Raw genomic sequence first — 17,460 nt, 5'->3', positions numbered from 1 at the left:
AACTGGAACTGAGGGAGTTTTGCGCACGGATGGGCGATATACCACCAAAGTGGCAATAACAATTTAATGGCTAATCAATTGAAATATATCAATATTTAACTCATCACACATTATGTAAGGAGTAGAAATTTGAACCGCTGGGTATTAAGGGGTAAGTGAGTAAAAATGGGGCTTCCCTTTCACAGAAGACCCCATCATAAATTGTGCGGTTTTAAACAGAAGCCAATGGTTCTGATTTGCGCTCAGCGCGGATGTTTTTGATCAGCAGACCCGAAATGACAATCCCGGCGCAGGCGAAAACGGCCATCAAACCAAAGACGATTTTGTAGCCCAACAGACCAGGATTGGTATCTAAGATGTAGCCGTACAGGCTGTAGCAGAACATCGCCGGGGCATAACCGATAAAACTGCCCAAAGCCATTGCCGCGCCGGTGTTTTTCTCACTGATTCCCGCTTCACCGATTGGGGCGAAGAACACCGCACGTTGTGTAAAGATAACCGCACCAAACATCAGAGTGCAGGCCATGCCTAAATAAACCGGCATTTGCTCATGGGGTAATAATATCAATGCAACCAACGCCAGCGCGCTAATAATAAAGGTATAGAACAGATATTGGCTCGGGGACTTTAAAACTTTATCCGCTATTAACCCACCAATAGGGCCGCCGACCATTTTTAAACAATATTGATTGATAATCCCATATGCGCCCACCAAAGCAATTGGCAGTGCGTAGACATTCCTTAAGAAGGGAATAAAGAAGGTTAATCCGCAATACACGGCATAAACACAGAACACGCTAAAAGCAATTAACCATACGGTTTTGTTTTTTAATACATTACCCAGGCCTGGATTTGCTTCTTTTTTGGCTGCATTCTCTTTTTTCGCCGTTTGCTCTTCCGGGCTTTCTTTTAATACGAAGAAAATAATCACACCCACCGCAATAGCGATGAAGGAGTAAAATAATATTGCCGCTTTAAAACCGAAATAGTCGCTACCAAACCAGGTAAAAACAGCCAGTGCGCTAAAGGCAATAACGGTATCAACAATCCCTCGCCCGGTTTCAAAGAAGCCAAACAACCTTCCCTGTTGGGTGTTGTCTCCGAGCAAACTCACCGACTTTAACAGCACCGGCCAGTTCAGCATGTCGCAGGTCACCCCGAACAGCGCCCAGACAAAAAGTATGCCCCAGTAGCCCGGCATGGTGGAAAGGTAGATCCCCAGCAAACCCGTCGCAATCAGTGAAAGCGACATCGTAAACCGGCGCGGCAATTTGTCAGAAAAGTAGATTGATAAGAAGAAGCCAATGGTCGTGACAATAGAGTTAACCGACATCGCATTCCCAATTTCACCATTCGTTAGATGAAAATATTCCTGCATCGGAACATAAAATGCGTCTTTCAATGACGGCAATTTATATATTGTACCGCCGCACAAAACCAACAAGCTAAATATAGTCCATCTTTTTTTCGTTAGCATAAGACACCCCACCCCTGAACTAGCGGAATTGATTATTATTTGAGAGTACAGTCACTTCACGAAACGCAAAGCGCCGGAATTAAACGATTCGGATTATTTATTTCTACAAAATAGCCATAGCATCTTGGTTAAGCTCGGAAAGAATATTACGCACATGGTTTATTTGATTCATGGCATCATCAATTTCTTTATTCAGCCTTTCTTCCAGCCCGGAAGTCGGCAATGGTGTTTCACTCATTTCGCGCAATGGGATCCACGGATTTTTATCTTCATTAGTGAAACGAAATGCCGGGGCATAATAATCCACTTCTTCTTCCAGACCAAAAGCCGTGACCTGCGGTTTATCTTCACCTAAACAAATTAATTGCAGCAGTAACTCTTTAAACGGTAATTCACCCTGCCCGGAAATACACGCCGTATGCCCGCGCCCTTCACCTTCGTTAGTGATTAACGCATCTTTAATATGCACCTGGGTGACTTCATTTTCCATGACGGCCAACGCTTCAAGTGGCTCTTCGTTAGCGTTAATCATATTGGCAAAATCGAACAGCAGCGAAAGCTGCGGGAAGTCGGCCTGTTGAATCAATCGCACCAGTTCGTGGCTCTGCAAATCTTCATGCTGCTCGAGGGTAAATGTCAGCCCGCTGTGTTGGTATTGCGCTTTAATGTATTGAATATCCTTGGCAATAATCTCCATGACTTCCGAAAGCGTGCCTTCATAGCGCGGATAGAAACGCACTGACGTGGCTCCAGATTTCAGTGCAATTTTCACTGCTTCATCAATTGTACCGGCATCTGAGGCGCTGGTTTCGATGTGAACATCCAACCCCAACCGGCGCGCTTTGGCAGCAAAACGCGCAAACCGCTCATCGCTGGCGTGCCTTAGCGATTGGCTCTCACCATCCACAACATGAATTTTCACCCCTTTCAGTTGCTGTTGGCTGGCGATATCCAGCAAATCTTCCGGCAGGATCTTCTCCATACGCATATTTAAATGAAACGCGTAGGCATGCAGATAAAGCGGCAGATCCCTCGCGCGCTCGACAATTTTTTTAGCCTGGATGTGGTTCATGGAAACTCCTAAAAATCGATATAAAACTCTACAGATTCAAAACGCCAATATTCGATATCAACCTGAATGACGCGCCTGGATTCGTCGGCACGGTATTTTTCAACGCGAATAGACGGTGTGCCCGGCGTGCCGCCCATGCCTTTGCATGCGCCCGCCGATAACCGGGTGGGTTTAAACGCTAAATGCTGCGTGTGCGAGCTTTTGCCAAAATCTTCTCGCCATACTTCGACAAAAGAACGCTCGCCTAATTTGTCGATAAAACCGGGGGCAGACTGCGCATTGATAAAGGTTTCGTGATAGAAAACTTTATGGTTATCAAGCGCTCCCCAACCGCAGATTTTGTAAATTTCCTCGCCGTCTTTTACATTTAACTGCGCCAGAATTTCTGCTTCCGCTGTATAAACGCACTCTTTTTCCAGAAAACCCCAGGACGGCAAACGCCCTTGTTCCAGCGCCGCCTGTTTAAAACTGGTGGAGGTATTCGGCGTATATTTGAAGCACGGCAAGGCCACAAACCAGCCGCGACGATCCTTACGAAAGATCTTCTCTTCCCCTTCGAGAAACAGCAGCGCCTGGCGCAGCGTCATGCGCTTGATGCCCAATAATTCTTCTAACTCGCGCTCGGAAGGTAACTTACTGCCAGGCTGGACAACGCCTTTGCTCAGCCAGTCGTTGAGCATCTCTTTTGCTGCTTCAACTGTGGAATGGTTTTTCATGCTTTAATCCATTTGGTTTAAACCAGATTTGTTATCACGGTACTCTTCACCTGCGAATGTGACAATGGTGCCAGGGCGGGTAGTTATTCTAAATGTGAGGTTTCTCGCAGAAACAAGCAGGATCGAGGGGGAATTTCAGGCAAAAAAAAGCGCGACCGAAGTCGCGCAAGGGATAACCAAAAGGTCAATCGTTGGAATTTATTTTGATGATTTACGGCCATAAACGGCCCAGGTGATCACCACACACACAATATAAAACACGAGGAAAACTTTCATCGCGCCTGCCGGAGAACCGGTGAGCGCAAGGGATGTGCCGAAGGCTTTCGGGATAAAGAACCCGCCAATCGCACCAATCGCAGAGATAAAGCCCAGCGCCGCAGCCGTGTCAGTTGCCGCTTCGCGCAGCGCACGCTCTTCGGTTCCACCCTGCGCTTTCACGCGGTCCATCGTCAGCTTACGGAAGATCACGGAGATCATCTGGAAGGTAGAACCACTCCCCAAACCGGCCGTCAGGAACAGCATCAGGAACACGCCGAAGAAGGCAATAAAGTTACCGCCGACGCCATTGTGCGGCAGCGTGGTAAACAGCAGCGCACTGAAAATCGCCATAAAGATAAAGTTCAGCAGTGAAACACGCGTGCCGCCAAAGCGGTCTGAAATCGCCCCACCCGCAGAACGAGCCAGCGCACCAAACAGCGGGCCGAAGAAGGCGAAATGCAGAATGTTGACGTCCGGGAACTGCGTTTTTGCCAGCATCGCGAAACCGGCAGAAAAACCGATAAACGAGCCGAACGTTGCCAGATAAAGCACGCCCATAATCCACAGGTGCGCACGTTTGAGTACCGGCAACTGCTCTTTTAAAGAGGCTTTTGAGGTCGCCAGGTCGTTCATGCCAAACCAGGCCGCAACGGTGAAGATAGCCAGCAGCGGCACCCAAATCCAGGCGGCGTTTTCAAGGAACAGCATAGTGCCGTCGGCCTGCTCAACGCCCGTTCCACCGAACACGGCAAACATGGAAAGCGAAATCGCCAGCGGTGCAACAAGCTGCATCACACTCACGCCCAGGTTACCCAGGCCACCGTTGATACCCAGCGCGCCGCCCTGTTTGGCTTTCGGGAAGAAGAAGCTGATGTTTGCCATGCTGGAAGCGAAGTTCGCCCCCGCAAAACCGCACAGCAACGCAATAATGATAAACACGCTAAATGGCGTTGATGGGTTTTGCACCGCGAAGCCCAGCCACACGCAAGGGATAATCAAAATCCCGGTGCTGAACGCCGTCCAGCGACGACCGCCGAAAACAGGCACCATAAAGGAGTACGGCACGCGCAGTAATGCACCGGACACTGACGGCAGCGCGGTCAGCATAAACAGTTGGTCAGTGGTGAAGTTAAAGCCGACTTTGTTCAGGTTTACCGCGACCGCGCTGAACAACATCCAAACGCAGAATGCTAACAGTAAGCAAGGAACGGAAATCCATAAGTTACGGCTGGCAATGCCGTGGCCCTTACTTTGCCAGAATGCAGGTTCTTCCGGACGCCATTCGGTAATGAGCGATCCCGATTTCTGGTTATTGGCGGGAGACTGAGACATAAACACCTCAAAAAGAGTGAGAGTAATTGCCGTCACAGTAGGGGCTAATCAAGAATAAAAATTGATGTGAATCAAGGGATAACCCATCAGAATAATGGCTAAAAATTGACCGTCATTCTTTGTGGGTAACACTAAAAATCGTAAATAGTGTGGTTTTTCACATGCCTGAAAGAAGGGGTTAATGACCTAACACCTGAATATGCCACCTCCGGCAATTAGTGGGTAATCCTTAAGGGGTATGGGTATACTCCAGGGGATGTCTGAGAATAAGCGCATTGTCTTTTTTATCTCCACGGAGTTCCTCTGTTAATGCTTAAACGCCTGCTCTCGCCACTCACTTTGTTCAACCAACTGGCACTTGTTGTGCTGTTGTTGGCGTTGTTGGGTGTCGCGGGAATGAGTTTGGCAGGCTGGCTGGCACAAGGGATTCAGGGGAATGCGCACGCCATCAACAAGGCGGGTTCGATGCGTATGCAAAGCTACCGTCTGCTGGCGGCGATCCCTCTTAGCGAAAAAGACAGCGCGCTTTTAGATGAGATGGAGCAGACCACCTGGAGCAAAGATCTCCAGGAAGCGGCAGAACAAGACGGGCAACAAGATAAATTAGCCGCCCTGCAACACTACTGGCGTGAAGAACTCGAACCTGCCCTGCGTCGCGCCAACAATGCCGAACAGGTCAAACCGCATGTTGCCGGGTTTGTCACTCGTATCGACCAGCTCGTCACCACCTTCGATCACACCACAGAAATGCGCCTCCAGCGCATCATTCAGCTGCAACTTGGCATGGCGGCGCTAATGGGTTTGCTGATCATTTTCACGGTCATTTGGTTACGCAAGCGGCTATTGCAGCCGTGGCAAAAACTCCTGACGATGGCGCAGGCAATTGGGCAACGTGACTTCACTCACCGGGTGAATGTGCGTGGGCGCAATGAAATGGCAACGCTCGGCATCGCGCTGAATAGCATGTCTGCCGAACTGGCGGAAAGTTACGCCAGCCTTGAACAGCGTGTGCGTGAGAAAACCGCCGGGCTGGAGCAAAAAAACCAGATCCTCTCTTTCTTGTATCAGGCCAACCGCCGCCTGCACTCTCAGGCTCCGCTGTGCCAGCGTCTGTCGCCGGTTCTCAGCGAGTTACAGCATTTGACGCCGCTGCGAAATATCGAGCTGCGGGTTTATGAATGTGAAGACGAAGAGAATTACGAAGAATATACCTACCAGCCAGACAGCAGCTGTGAAGCCAGCGGCTGCAATCTTTGCCCGCGCGAGCCGCTGTTGCAGCCTGGCGAAACCACAGCGCAGAAATGGCGTTTAACCGACAACCACATTCAGTACGGCCTGGTGCTGGCGCAATTGCCGTTGGGTTGCAGCCTGACGCACGACCAGCAGCAGCTCGTTTTGACGCTGATGGAACAGCTCACCGCCACGCTGGCGCTTGAGCGCCAGTACGAGCGCCAGCAGCAATTGGTCGTGATGGAAGAGCGTTCCGCCATTGCCCGTGAATTGCACGACTCCATCGCCCAATCGCTCTCATGCCTGAAAATGCAGGTCAGCTGTATGCAGATGCAAGGGGATTCCCTGCCCGCTGAAATGCAAACGTTGCTCGGGCAGATGCGCAGCGAGTTGAATACATCGTGGCGACAACTACGTGAGTTATTGACCACCTTCCGCCTGCAACTCATCGAACCTGGGCTGCGCCCGGCGCTGGAAGCCAGTTGCCGCGAATTTAGTGAAAAACTGGGTTTCCCGGTCAATCTCGATTATCAGGTGCCACCGCGCCTGGTGCCTTCTCATCAGGCTATTCACCTGGTGCAAATTACCCGCGAAGCCTTAAATAACAGCCTGAAACACGCCAACGCGACCGCGAGCGGCGTCAGCGTTATTCATCGAGACAATCAAATTACGTTAACCATCTGGGATAACGGCTGCGGCATTCCTGACAACGGCGAGCGCCGCAACCATTACGGACTTATTATTATGCGAGATCGTGCGCAAAGCTTAAAAGGCGATTGCCAGATCCGCGAACGCCCTGGTGGCGGTACTCAAGTCATCGTCAGTTTTATCCCCGAAATCACCTCAGGAGCACAACATGAGTAACCCGGAAGCCTCGACCATACTGCTTATCGACGATCATCCCATGCTGCGCACTGGCGTTAAACAACTCATCAGTATGGCGCCGGAGCTGGCGGTTGTCGGTGAAGCGGGTAACGGCGAGCAAGGCGTTTTACTTGCCGAGGAACTCGACCCGGACTTGATTCTGCTGGACTTAAATATGCCCGGCATGAACGGCCTGGAAACCCTCGACTGCCTGCGTGAGAAGCCGCTTTCGGGGCGCATTGTGGTGTTCAGCGTCTCGAACCATGAAGAAGATGTGGTCACGGCGCTAAAACGTGGTGCGGATGGTTATTTGTTGAAAGACATGGAACCGGAAGATTTGCTCAAAGCGCTGCAACAAGCCGCTGCGGGTGAAATGGTTTTAAGCGAAGCATTAACGCCGGTGCTGGCCGCCAGCTTACGTGCCAACCGCGCCACGTCTGACCGCGATGTCAATCTGCTCACGCCACGCGAGCGCGATATTCTCAAACTTATTGCTCAAGGTTTGCCGAATAAGATGATTGCCCGCCGTCTGGACATCACCGAAAGCACGGTGAAAGTTCACGTTAAGCATCTGCTTAAAAAGATGAAGCTGAAATCCCGCGTTGAAGCGGCGGTTTGGGTGCATCAGGATCGAATTTTTTAATGTTAAAACGGTGAATGTGGTGGATGACGCCTGCGGCTTATCCACCCTACAACCCCAAACCGAATCCCGACATCACTCGTTATTGCGGTAACAACTCATAACGCGGATCGGCAAGTGGGTTCACCACCAGCGGCTCCGCCAGTTTCAGCGTAATCCAGTTCGACGTCACCTTCTGGCCTTTATCATCCTCAATCACCACTGAAAGCCGATATTCATTCGGGCCATTTTCGTTCCATGTCGGCATGATCATGCTCCAGCCGCTGGTGTCGCGGTTATCCGCAGGCGGCGTCAGGCTCAATGCCTGAGTGTCGCCCTGCCAGGTAATATTGCGGATTTTGTGGCTGGCGCGGATTTGCAGCTTGAGCGCCACGGTTTCGCCCGCGTGCAGTTCCCATGGCGGCGTCGCCAAAAAGACCGATAATGTTTTACGCTGGCGATACTCCATCACCGGTAGCGAATCACGTTCTACGTTGTCATAACGGCTGCCGCGCAGTGAACTTGTGGTCGCTACTTCGGCAGCAGAAAGCTGTTTGGCTACCGGAACGCCAAAACGGTAATTGAGCTTCAGGCCGAGATTATCTTGCGAAACACCGCTTTCCCCCTGTTTATGCTGCGCAGTAAGCGTCAGCAGCGGGATCGGCGTGTAACTCAATCCCATTGTTACCGCCACCGGGTTACGATAACCGGTGCCGGTATCAAACAAATCCACGCTGTTACCGTAGTATTTTTCAAAACTGAGGCTGGTATTGATATGGCGATAAAACGGCAGCCACGCCTGCGCGGTAATGTCATAACCCCGCGCCAGCCGTTGTTCCAGCGTTTCACTATCGCCTTCCTGCCAGCTGGCTAATGGCTGGTAATAGTTCGCAGAGAGGCGTAAATACTCGCCCCACGCTTCGGTGCCAAACCCGGCACGTTGTAATTGAGTAGCAAGCTGATTGTCATAAAACGCGTTATAGCCCAGCAACCAATCGCCCGCCACCCAACGCTGCCCGGCGCCAATATTGCCAATCGTGCCGTCGTCTTTTTGAGTAAAACCCACCTGGCTCCAGGTCAGATAACGGTTGTTATCTTCCCACGGCGTAAACACCGAGGCGCTGCTGCCGTTCCAGTTCCCGTGTTCATCGACCAGTAAATTGATGTTGGCTTTGCCGAGCGGCGATAACAGCGATTCCGCTTCACTGGTCACTTTGTCGGTCAACACATCTCGCAGGCGAGTAAACGCCAGCAACCGCGCCTGATCCCCTGCATCCAGTCCGTCATCGACCATACTCGCTTCGCCAAATTTCTTCGCCATCGCAGCAATTTCACGCGCGGCGGCATCGGTTTCTGGGGCAATACCCAAATCCGGTAATTGTTCGGTGGACTGGTCAAAAGGATCGGCGGCTTTTTCGATAAAGGTCTGGCGGGTACTGGCAGCCCCTCCTGCGCTGAGGAGTGCGTATGACAAAGTGAAAAATGGAACGGCTTTTCTAAACATCTGGAAATTATAACATCACACAACAGCAATTCATTCCCAAACTCGTAAACACAGATTACTCCGGTATTACTTTAGCAATGCCTTCAGCTCTGGAATACACGACCCGCAGTTAGTGCCGCAACGCAGTTTTTCACCCAGTTGACCCACTGATTTGCACCCGCTGGCGATCGCCGCACGAATGGTTTTCTCTCCCACGCCAAAACAGCTGCACACCGTCGCACCTGTATCAACAGCGGTTCCAGCCGTTTTACCAGCTAATAAACGATGACGTTCGGTGGCCGTTGGCGGAGCCTGTTCAAATGCCGCAACAACCGCCGCTGCGCTAATCTCAGGCCAGACGTTGGCGCTGTAAAACGCCAGCTGTAACTCCCCGTTTTGCCAGGCCAGTACATGGTAAAACTCACCATTACCGCAGGCTGTTTGCAACTGCCAGCCACGTCCGGTGGCGAGAGTTTCAATCCATACCTGAGCGTTGCTGTCTGCCGCGCAAAGGAAATGCTGCACGCCAGAAGTCGCCTGTTTCCACCATTGAATATCGTCGGCAAAAGCGATGTCTTCGCGGGCGAAAATCTCCCCCTGCCACGCAGGCTGCCAGCGCTGAATACGCACCGCCGTTTGCTTGCTTTCCGGCTGCCCGGAATGCGGATCGCACACGCTTTTTATCAGGCCGTTAATTTGCCCTTTTCGGGCAAACTGCTGGTTCCAGTGCATCGGTGCAAACACGTTCCCCGGTAGTTGGTTTGCGCTAATCAGCACCTTCGCCACCACGCCGCCGGAGCGCGAGGCGACTCGAACCAGGCTATTTTGAGTGACACCGTAACGTTTTGCATCCTGTGGATGTATTTCGAGAAACGGCATACTGATGTGCTGCATCAGGCGTGGCACGTTGCCGGTGCGCGTCATGGTGTGCCATTGATCGCGAATGCGCCCGCTATTGAGGATCAGCGGATAATAATGGTCAGCGTTTGCCTGCGGTAAAGCCGGTTCAACTGGCAGCAACTGGAACTTTCCATTCGCTCGCCAGCTTTTAAACGTTGAATTAATGGTTGAGGTTACTGGCCAGCGCACCGGTTCGAGCGCGTCGTATTGCTCGCGGTCTAACGTTGCCAGGCCGCTGATATCAAAGGCGCGTGTGCCGTTATTTTCATAGCCTGAAAGTGCCGCATGTTCGCAAAAGATCTCATGTGAATGCTGCCAGTTAAACGCTTCGCCATAACCCAGGCGTTGTGCGATTTGGGAAATAATCCACCAGTCAGCTCGCGCCTCACCGGGCGCGGGTAAAAATGCACGCTGGCGTGAAATACGCCGCTCGGAATTAGTGACGGTGCCGTTTTTTTCGCCCCACGCCAGCGCCGGGAATTTCACGGTGGCGAAGCGCGAGGTGTCCGTTTCACGCACCACGTCCGAGACAATCACCAGCGGGCAGTTCGCCAGCGCCTGCGCCACATGTGAGCTATCGGGCAACGATACCAGCGGATTGGTGCCCATAATCCACACGGCTTTGACTTCACCGCGCCCGATCGCTTCAAACAGTTCGACGGCCATCAAGCCCGGCGTTTCGGCAATGCGCTCGCTGCCCCAAAATCGCCCAAGGCGGGCGATATCCGCAGGTTCAAAATTCATATGGCAGGCGAGCTGATTGGCAAGCCCGCCGACTTCGCGCCCGCCCATGGCATTGGGCTGCCCGGTCAGCGAAAACGGGCCACAGCCGTCGCGGCCAATTTTGCCGCTCGCCAGATGCACATTGATAATCGCGTTGCATTTGTCGCTGCCGCTCGACGACTGATTAATGCCCATGGTGTAAAGCGTCATGGCGCGATTGGCCTGCGCAAACCAGTGCCAGAAGGTTTGCACATCTGCACTGTCCAGTTGGCAAAAGTCGGCGGTTTTTTCCAGCGTCCAGTTTGCGGCTATTTCCAGCGCGGCGGTTTGTCCGTCAAAAGCATTTGGCTCAGGCGGCGGCAAAACATTCAGTAAACCGACAAACAATGCGGCGTCAGTTCCTGGGCGAAGCGCCAGGTGCAAATCGGCGATATCGCAGGTCGCGGTGCGGCGCGGGTCGATGACCACCACTTTCATATTCGGGCGCTGCTGTTTAGCCTTGACCAGGCGCTGATATAACACCGGATGCGCCCATGCGGCGTTAGATCCCACCAGCACGACTAAGTCTGTTTGCTCCAGATCCTCATAGCTACATGGCACGAAATCCGCGCCAAATGCGCGTTTGTACCCCACCACCGCCGAGGACATGCACAGCCGCGAATTAGTGTCGATGTTCCCCGCGCCAATAAACCCCTTCATCAGCTTGTTGCCGGCGTAATAATCTTCGGTTAGCAGCTGGCCGGAGGCGTAAAACGCCACCGCTTTGGGGCCGAATTCGTCAATAATCCCTTGCAGACGACGGGCGGTTTCATCCAGCGCGGTTTCCCATTCCACGCGCTCGCCGTTGATTTCCGGGTGCAGTAAGCGCCCTTCGAGGCCGAGCGTTTCGCCCAGTGCCGCGCCTTTTACGCACAATCGCCCAAAGTTTGCCGTATGCTGTTCGTCGCCGCTAATCTGGAAGCCATTTTCCGTTGACTGCGCTTTCACGCCGCAGCCGACACCGCAGTATGGGCATGTCGTGCGCACAACATTTGTCATGATGCCTCCGCACGCATAATCAGCGCCTGGCTGCCCACCCACACGGTGCCTTGTTCCACTTTCACCGGCCAGGCGCGAACCGCCTGTTCGCCATCCTGAGTGCGCCCGTCGCGCAGGCGAATACGATGTTTGTACAGTGGTGAAATCACAATCGGCTCGCCGCCCGCATCGCCGACGATACCGCGCGAAAGCACGTTGGCATCGCTGCCCGGTTCGAGGTTATCAAGGGCATAAATCGCATCGCCAAAGCGGAACAAAGCAATTTGCTGCTCGCCAAGACGTGCGCCGATTCCCGCCTGCGCGGGGATTTCGCTAACGTTGCAAACTGCCTGCCAGGGTTTGGCTGGCGCGACCGTTGGCAGATGCACCACTTCGCTAACTGGCTGTAATTGTCCGCGCAGAGTCTGGCGCTGCACCGCTTCGTCCGGCTGTTCGCTGTTCACATACGAACGGAACAACGCAAGGCGATCCGGGCTGTTGAGCGTGGTTTGCCATTCGCACTGGAAAGTATCGACGACGCTGATCATCTCTTTTTCCAGCTCGTCGTTCAGGCCGAGGCTGTCGTTGAGAATCACATCGCGCAGGTATTCAATGCCGCCTTCGAGGTTGTCCATCCAGGTGCTGGTGCGCTGCAAACGGTCGGCGGTGCGGATGTAAAACATCAGCAAACAGTCGATGGTGCGGATTAGCGTTTCCCGGTCGAGATCGCTGGCGAACAAGTTCGCATGGCGCGGTTTCATGCCGCCGTTGCCGCACACGTACAGGTTCCAGCCTTTGTCGGTAGCAATCACGCCGATGTCTTTGCTCTGCGCTTCGGCACATTCCCGGGTGCAACCGGACACCGCCATTTTGATTTTGTGCGGTGAGCGCAGCCCTTTGTAGCGATTCTCCAGCTCAATAGCGAGGCCTGTGGAATCCTGCACCCCGTAACGGCACCAGGTGGAACCGACGCAGGATTTTACGGTGCGCAGCGACTTGCCGTAGGCGTGACCGGTTTCAAAGCCCGCCGCCACCAGCTCTTCCCAAATCGCAGGCAGCTCTTCAAGGCGTGCGCCAAACAGGTCGATGCGCTGGCCGCCGGTAATTTTGCTGTACAGTTGGTAGCGTTTTGCCACCTGGCCGATGGCGATTAAACCGTCCGGGGTGATTTCGCCTGCAGGAACGCGCGGCACAATCGAGTAAGTGCCGTCTTTCTGGATGTTGGCGAAGTAGCGATCGTTGGTATCCTGCAGCGGTAAGTGCGCGGGTTTGAGCAAATATTCATTCCAGCACGACGCGAGCACCGAGGCTGCCAGCGGCTTGCAGATTTCACAGCCATGGCCGTGCCCATAGCGGCTAATCAGTTGCTCAAAACTATGGATATGGTTGACGCGCACCAGGTGGTAGATTTCCTGGCGCGAGTACGGGAAGTGTTCGCAAATGTCCTTTTTCACCTCCACGCCCTGCTCTTGCAGTTGGTATTCCATCACCTGTTTCACCAGCGCCGAACAGCCGCCGCAGCCCGTCGCCGCTTTGGTGCAGGCTTTGATTGCGCCCATCTCTCCCGCACCGTTGCTCACCGCCGCGCAAATATCCGCTTTGCTGACGTTATGGCAGGAGCAAATCTGCGCAGTTTCCGGTAATGCCGCGACGCCCAGCCCTTTTGGTGCGCCGCCTGCCGATACGGGCAGAATCAGGCTTTCCGGCTGCGCGGGGAGCGCCATGCCGTTGAGCATCATTTGCAGCAACGTCGCGTATTCACTGCTGTCGCCCACCAGCACGCCGCCGAGCAGGGTTTTGTTATCGGCTGAAACGACGATCTTTTTGTAGATTTGCTGCGGGCCGTTAGTCCACTGGTAACTCTGGCAGCCGGGCGTGCGCCCGTGAGCATCGCCAAACGAGGCCACTTCCACGCCGAGCAATTTCAGTTTGGTGCTCATGTCCGCGCCGAGGAATGCGGATTCAACGCCCGCAAGCGTTGCCGCCGCGACACGAGCCATTTGATAACCCGGAGCCACGAGGCCAAAGATTTTGCCTTCCCACAAGGCGCATTCGCCGATGGCGTAAATCGCGCTGTCGCTGGTTTGGCAATGATCGTTAATCACGATTCCGCCGCGTTCACCCAGCACCAGTTCGCTGGTTTTTGCCAGCGCGTCTTGCGGGCGGATACCGGCAGAAAAGACGATAAGATCGGTCGGCAGCGTTTCGCCGTCGGCAAAATTCAGCTGTAAACCGTCGGTATCGGTAATGGCGGTGGTCGATTTACTGGTATGCACCTGCACGCCGATTTCGCTGATTTTTGCGCGCAGCATCGCAGCGCCGTCGTTATCAAGCTGCACCGCCATTAGGTTGGGCGCAAACTCCACCACGTGCGTTTCGAGGCCAAGCTGTTTAAGCGCATTCGCCGCCTCCAGCCCTAATAAACCGCCGCCAATCACCACGCCGCGTCTGGCGCTGCGGGCGCGTTCGGCAATCGCATCCAGATCGTCGAGCGTGCGATACACAAAGCAGCCGGGCAGATCGTTACCGGGAACCGGCGGCACGAACGGGTACGAGCCGGTTGCCAGCACTAACTTGTCGAAGTAAGTTTCGCGCCCTTCACTGTCGCGCACTACGCGCTGTTGGCGATCTATCTCCACGATTTTGCTGTTACAACGCAGTTCAATGCCATTGTTATTAAAGAAATCACCCTGCACCATCGAAAGCGATTCGGCGCTGCGTCCGGCAAAATATTCCGAAAGATGCACGCGGTCATACGCCGGATGGCGCTCTTCACCAAACACCACAATGTGATAGCTGTGGTGCAGTTGCTGCGCCACGCACTGTTCCAGAAAGTGGTGCCCGACCATGCCGTGACCGATTACTACCAGCGTTGCTTTTGTCATGTCGTCATTTCCGGCAGCCAGCGGCTGCTCATCAGAGTGGTATTCGTCAAACAGCGCGGCAGGCGTAACGGGTGCCGCGCTGAGCAAGATGTCGGTAAGCGCATTCGCGGGCTTGATATCGCCCAGCAGCAACGCGCCCACCAGCGTGTCGCCGCGTAAATGCAGGCAGCGATAATGTTTTGAAAGAGGATCGAAAGCGGTAAGGATGCGCGTGTCGGGCTGTTCGCGAAGGTCGCCTGCGGAAAATAGCGGGATGCCGCTGACTTTGAGGCGCGTGCCGCAGTCCTGGTACTGAAAATCAGCCGTGGATTCGCCGCATAAACGGGCGGCTAAAACGTCGGCCTGTTGTAAACATGGTGCCACCAGCCCCCAGGTTTGCCCGTCGATTTCACAGCATTCACCTAATGCGCTTACGCGAGGCGTTGAACTGCGCAATTGGGCATCAACGGTGATTCCGCGCTGGCAAGCCATTCCGGCCTGTTGCGCGAGGGCGATATTGGGTTTTACGCCGGTGGCGATAATGACTCTTCCTGCGGGTAAAACTTCGCCATTGCTTAACGTCACGCTAGTTTCAGAAATGCGCTCTATGCCGCAGTTGAGCAGGCAACGAATGCCCCGTTCTGCGAGATGTTCCTCAAGCAGCAAACCTGCCTGCTGGTTGAGCTGAATGTCCATGAGCCACGGCTGGCGGTGAATCAACGTGACGGGAATACCGCGTGCGCAAAGTGCCGCCGCCGCTTCCACGCCCAGCAAACCTCCGCCGAGCACCACGGCATTTCCCTCGCCACCGAGAATTGAATCGACGTCCGCCAGGGTGCGGAAACCGTGTACGTGCGGCAATTGGTGCCCGTCAATAGGCGGAATAAACGGGCGTGAACCGGTGGCGAACACCAGTTCGTCATAGTTGAGAGTGCGAATATCAGAGCGAACGGTCTGGAGCTGCGTGTCCACTTCCCGCACCGCTTCGCCCGTCAGCAGCTCAATACCGTGGGAAACATACCAGGCGGCATCGTGCAATTGCGTCGCTAGCGCGGGCTTTTCCCCCGCCAGCACCGGCGAGAGCAAGATGCGGTTGTAACTCAGCGCGGGTTCTTCGCCAAAAACAGTGATGGCGAAACGCCCCGCTGCCCGCGCCACAATTTGCTCCACCAGACGAATGGCCGCCATGCCGTTGCCGATAACAATCAGACGTCGCGTCATGAGCGTGTCCTCAGGCAGCCCTGGGCTGTTTTTCGTAGAGGAAGCGCAGCACTTGCTGGCGCAAATGGTGGTAGCGGCTGTCTTCGGCGAGTTCCACGCGGTTGCGCGGGCGCGGCAAATCAACCTGCAATGTTTCGCCTACCGTCGCCGCCGGGCCGTTGGTCATCATCAGCACGCGGTCGGAAAGCAGTACCGCTTCGTCAACGTCATGAGTGATCAGCACAATCGTGGTGTGCAGCTCTTGCTGGATGTGCATCACAGCATCCTGCAAATGGGCGCGAGTCAGCGCATCGAGTGCGCCAAACGGCTCGTCCATCAGCAGCACTTTGGGTTTCATCGCCAGCGCACGGGCGATGCCGACACGCTGTTTCATGCCACCGGAAATCTCTCCGGGACGCTTGTTAACGGCGTGGCCCATCTGCACGCGCTCGAGGTTGTGCACAATCCATTCGCGGCGCTCGGCGCGGTTCATGGTGTGGCGAAAGACTTGATCCACCGCCAGCGCCACGTTTTCGAAGCAGGTCATCCACGGCAGCAGCGAATGATTCTGAAACACCACGGCGCGCTCTGGCCCTGGCCCGGCGATTTCGCGGTTGTCGCACAGCAGGCCGCCTTCGGAGGGCAAGGTGATCCCGGCAATCAAATTCAGCAGCGTGGATTTGCCACATCCTGAGTGACCAATCAGGCTGATGGTTTCGCCTTCTTCAATATCAAAGCTGACGTTGCTCAGCGCCAGAAATTCGCCGCTGGCAGTGGAAAAACGCTGGCTAACATTTTGTACCTGAATAATTTTCTTCATGATTATTTCTCCCAACTGAAGCGACGCGCCAGCAACATCAAAGCCTGTTCGAGCAGCAGCCCGACGACGCCGATAATCACAATCGCGATAAGAATGTTTTCGACGTTGAGGTTGTTCCACTCGTTCCAGATCCAGAAGCCGATCCCAAGGCCTCCGGTGAGCATTTCGGCGGCGACAATCACCAGCCACGCAATGCCGATGGACAAGCGCACGCCGGTTAGCACTGCGGGTAACACGGCCGGGAATAAAATTTTGCGCATCACCGTCCATTCGGAAAGTTTCAGCACCCGCGCCACGTTGAGGTAATCGTCCGGGATGCGTTTGACGCCTTCAGCGGTGTTAATCACCATCGGCCAGATGGAGCAAATAAAAATCGTCCAGCTCGATGCCGGTTCCGCTTTCTGGAATAAAAGCAGGCCAATCGGCAACCAGGCGAGCGGGCTGACCGGGCGCAATAACGAGATAATCGGGTTGAACATGCGGGCTAAAAAGGTGAAACGGCCAATCAGGAAACCCGCAGGAATACCGACCATCGCGGCGAGGCCAAACCCAACCGCCACGCGCTGGAGCGAGGCCAGCACGTTCCAGCCGATACCCTGGTCGTTCGGCCCGGCGTTATAAAACGGGTCAGAAAACAGTGTGATTGCTGATTCCAAAGTGCTGAGCGGCGTCGGGAAACCCTTGCTGTTGAGCGCGGCGATTTGCCAGGCGACGACCAACAATCCCATCCCCAGAACGGCGGGCACCAGGCGCTGGAAAAAGCTCAGGCAAAACTTGCGCCACTGCGGCGTGCGGCGGCGAACGGTGACGGGCGGCAGGGTAATCACTTCCCCAACCGTGGCGCTAAGCGCTGCGGCGGGCGGTTTATGTGCAGGCTGGTTCATA

At 54.3% G+C, this 17,460-nt stretch carries 11 protein-coding genes; 2 read left to right on the top strand and 9 right to left on the bottom strand.

Features of this window, described 5'->3' with window-relative positions:
- Nucleotides 1–211: 211 nt before the first annotated feature.
- The 4 genes from D6029_RS04745 to narU all read right to left on the bottom strand — a co-directional run bounded on the left by D6029_RS04745 (nucleotide 212) and on the right by narU (nucleotide 4,855).
- Nucleotides 212–1,477 carry an MFS transporter gene (locus tag D6029_RS04745; RefSeq protein WP_120063654.1) on the bottom strand — a complete coding sequence of 422 codons (1,266 nt, stop codon included), beginning with the start codon at nucleotides 1,475–1,477 and terminating at the stop codon, nucleotides 212–214.
- A gap of 103 nt (nucleotides 1,478–1,580) precedes the next feature.
- Nucleotides 1,581–2,549: a sugar phosphate isomerase/epimerase family protein gene (locus tag D6029_RS04740; RefSeq protein ID WP_120063653.1), complete on the bottom strand. Its 969-nt coding sequence runs from the start codon at nucleotides 2,547–2,549 to the stop codon at nucleotides 1,581–1,583.
- 8 nt (nucleotides 2,550–2,557) lie between these two features.
- Nucleotides 2,558–3,265, bottom strand: a complete 708-nt coding sequence (locus tag D6029_RS04735) for a GntR family transcriptional regulator (protein WP_120063652.1) — start codon at nucleotides 3,263–3,265, stop codon at nucleotides 2,558–2,560.
- A gap of 198 nt (nucleotides 3,266–3,463) precedes the next feature.
- On the bottom strand, nucleotides 3,464–4,855 hold the full coding sequence (gene narU, locus D6029_RS04730; RefSeq protein WP_120063651.1) for a nitrate/nitrite transporter NarU: 1,392 nt from the start codon (nucleotides 4,853–4,855) through the stop codon (nucleotides 3,464–3,466).
- A gap of 309 nt (nucleotides 4,856–5,164) precedes the next feature.
- On the opposite strand from narU, the gene narX reads away from it, so the two are divergent.
- Together narX and narL are read left to right on the top strand one after the other, a co-directional pair.
- Complete coding sequence (gene narX / locus D6029_RS04725) at nucleotides 5,165–6,949, top strand: nitrate/nitrite two-component system sensor histidine kinase NarX (protein WP_120063650.1); 1,785 nt, start codon at nucleotides 5,165–5,167, stop codon at nucleotides 6,947–6,949.
- Complete coding sequence (gene narL / locus D6029_RS04720; RefSeq protein ID WP_064518454.1) at nucleotides 6,942–7,592, top strand: two-component system response regulator NarL; 651 nt, start codon at nucleotides 6,942–6,944, stop codon at nucleotides 7,590–7,592. Before narX ends, narL begins: the two co-directional genes overlap by 8 nt.
- 79 nt (nucleotides 7,593–7,671) lie before the next feature.
- Here the strand turns inward: narL and D6029_RS04715 are convergent, their stop codons facing one another.
- The 5 genes from D6029_RS04715 to ntrB form a co-directional block, all read right to left on the bottom strand.
- Nucleotides 7,672–9,072, bottom strand: a complete 1,401-nt coding sequence (locus D6029_RS04715; protein ID WP_120063649.1) for a YchO/YchP family invasin — start codon at nucleotides 9,070–9,072, stop codon at nucleotides 7,672–7,674.
- A gap of 66 nt (nucleotides 9,073–9,138) precedes the next feature.
- On the bottom strand, nucleotides 9,139–11,712 hold the full coding sequence (locus tag D6029_RS04710) for a nitrate reductase (RefSeq protein WP_120063648.1): 2,574 nt from the start codon (nucleotides 11,710–11,712) through the stop codon (nucleotides 9,139–9,141).
- On the bottom strand, nucleotides 11,709–15,776 hold the full coding sequence (gene nirB, locus D6029_RS04705) for a nitrite reductase large subunit NirB (RefSeq protein WP_120063647.1): 4,068 nt from the start codon (nucleotides 15,774–15,776) through the stop codon (nucleotides 11,709–11,711). The genes D6029_RS04710 and nirB overlap by 4 nt, the downstream gene beginning before the upstream one ends.
- A gap of 10 nt (nucleotides 15,777–15,786) precedes the next feature.
- The gene (locus tag D6029_RS04700) at nucleotides 15,787–16,575 is read right to left on the bottom strand and encodes an ABC transporter ATP-binding protein (RefSeq protein ID WP_120063646.1); all 789 of its coding nucleotides are present in this window, start codon (nucleotides 16,573–16,575) and stop codon (nucleotides 15,787–15,789) included.
- 2 nt (nucleotides 16,576–16,577) lie between these two features.
- Nucleotides 16,578–17,459, bottom strand: a complete 882-nt coding sequence (gene ntrB / locus D6029_RS04695) for a nitrate ABC transporter permease (RefSeq protein WP_120063645.1) — start codon at nucleotides 17,457–17,459, stop codon at nucleotides 16,578–16,580.
- Nucleotide 17,460 lies beyond the last annotated feature (1 nt).

This window comes from Buttiauxella izardii, from assembly GCF_003601925.1.
Lineage (GTDB): Bacteria > Pseudomonadota > Gammaproteobacteria > Enterobacterales > Enterobacteriaceae > Buttiauxella > Buttiauxella izardii.
This window is presented reverse-complemented; position numbering and strand designations above follow the sequence as displayed.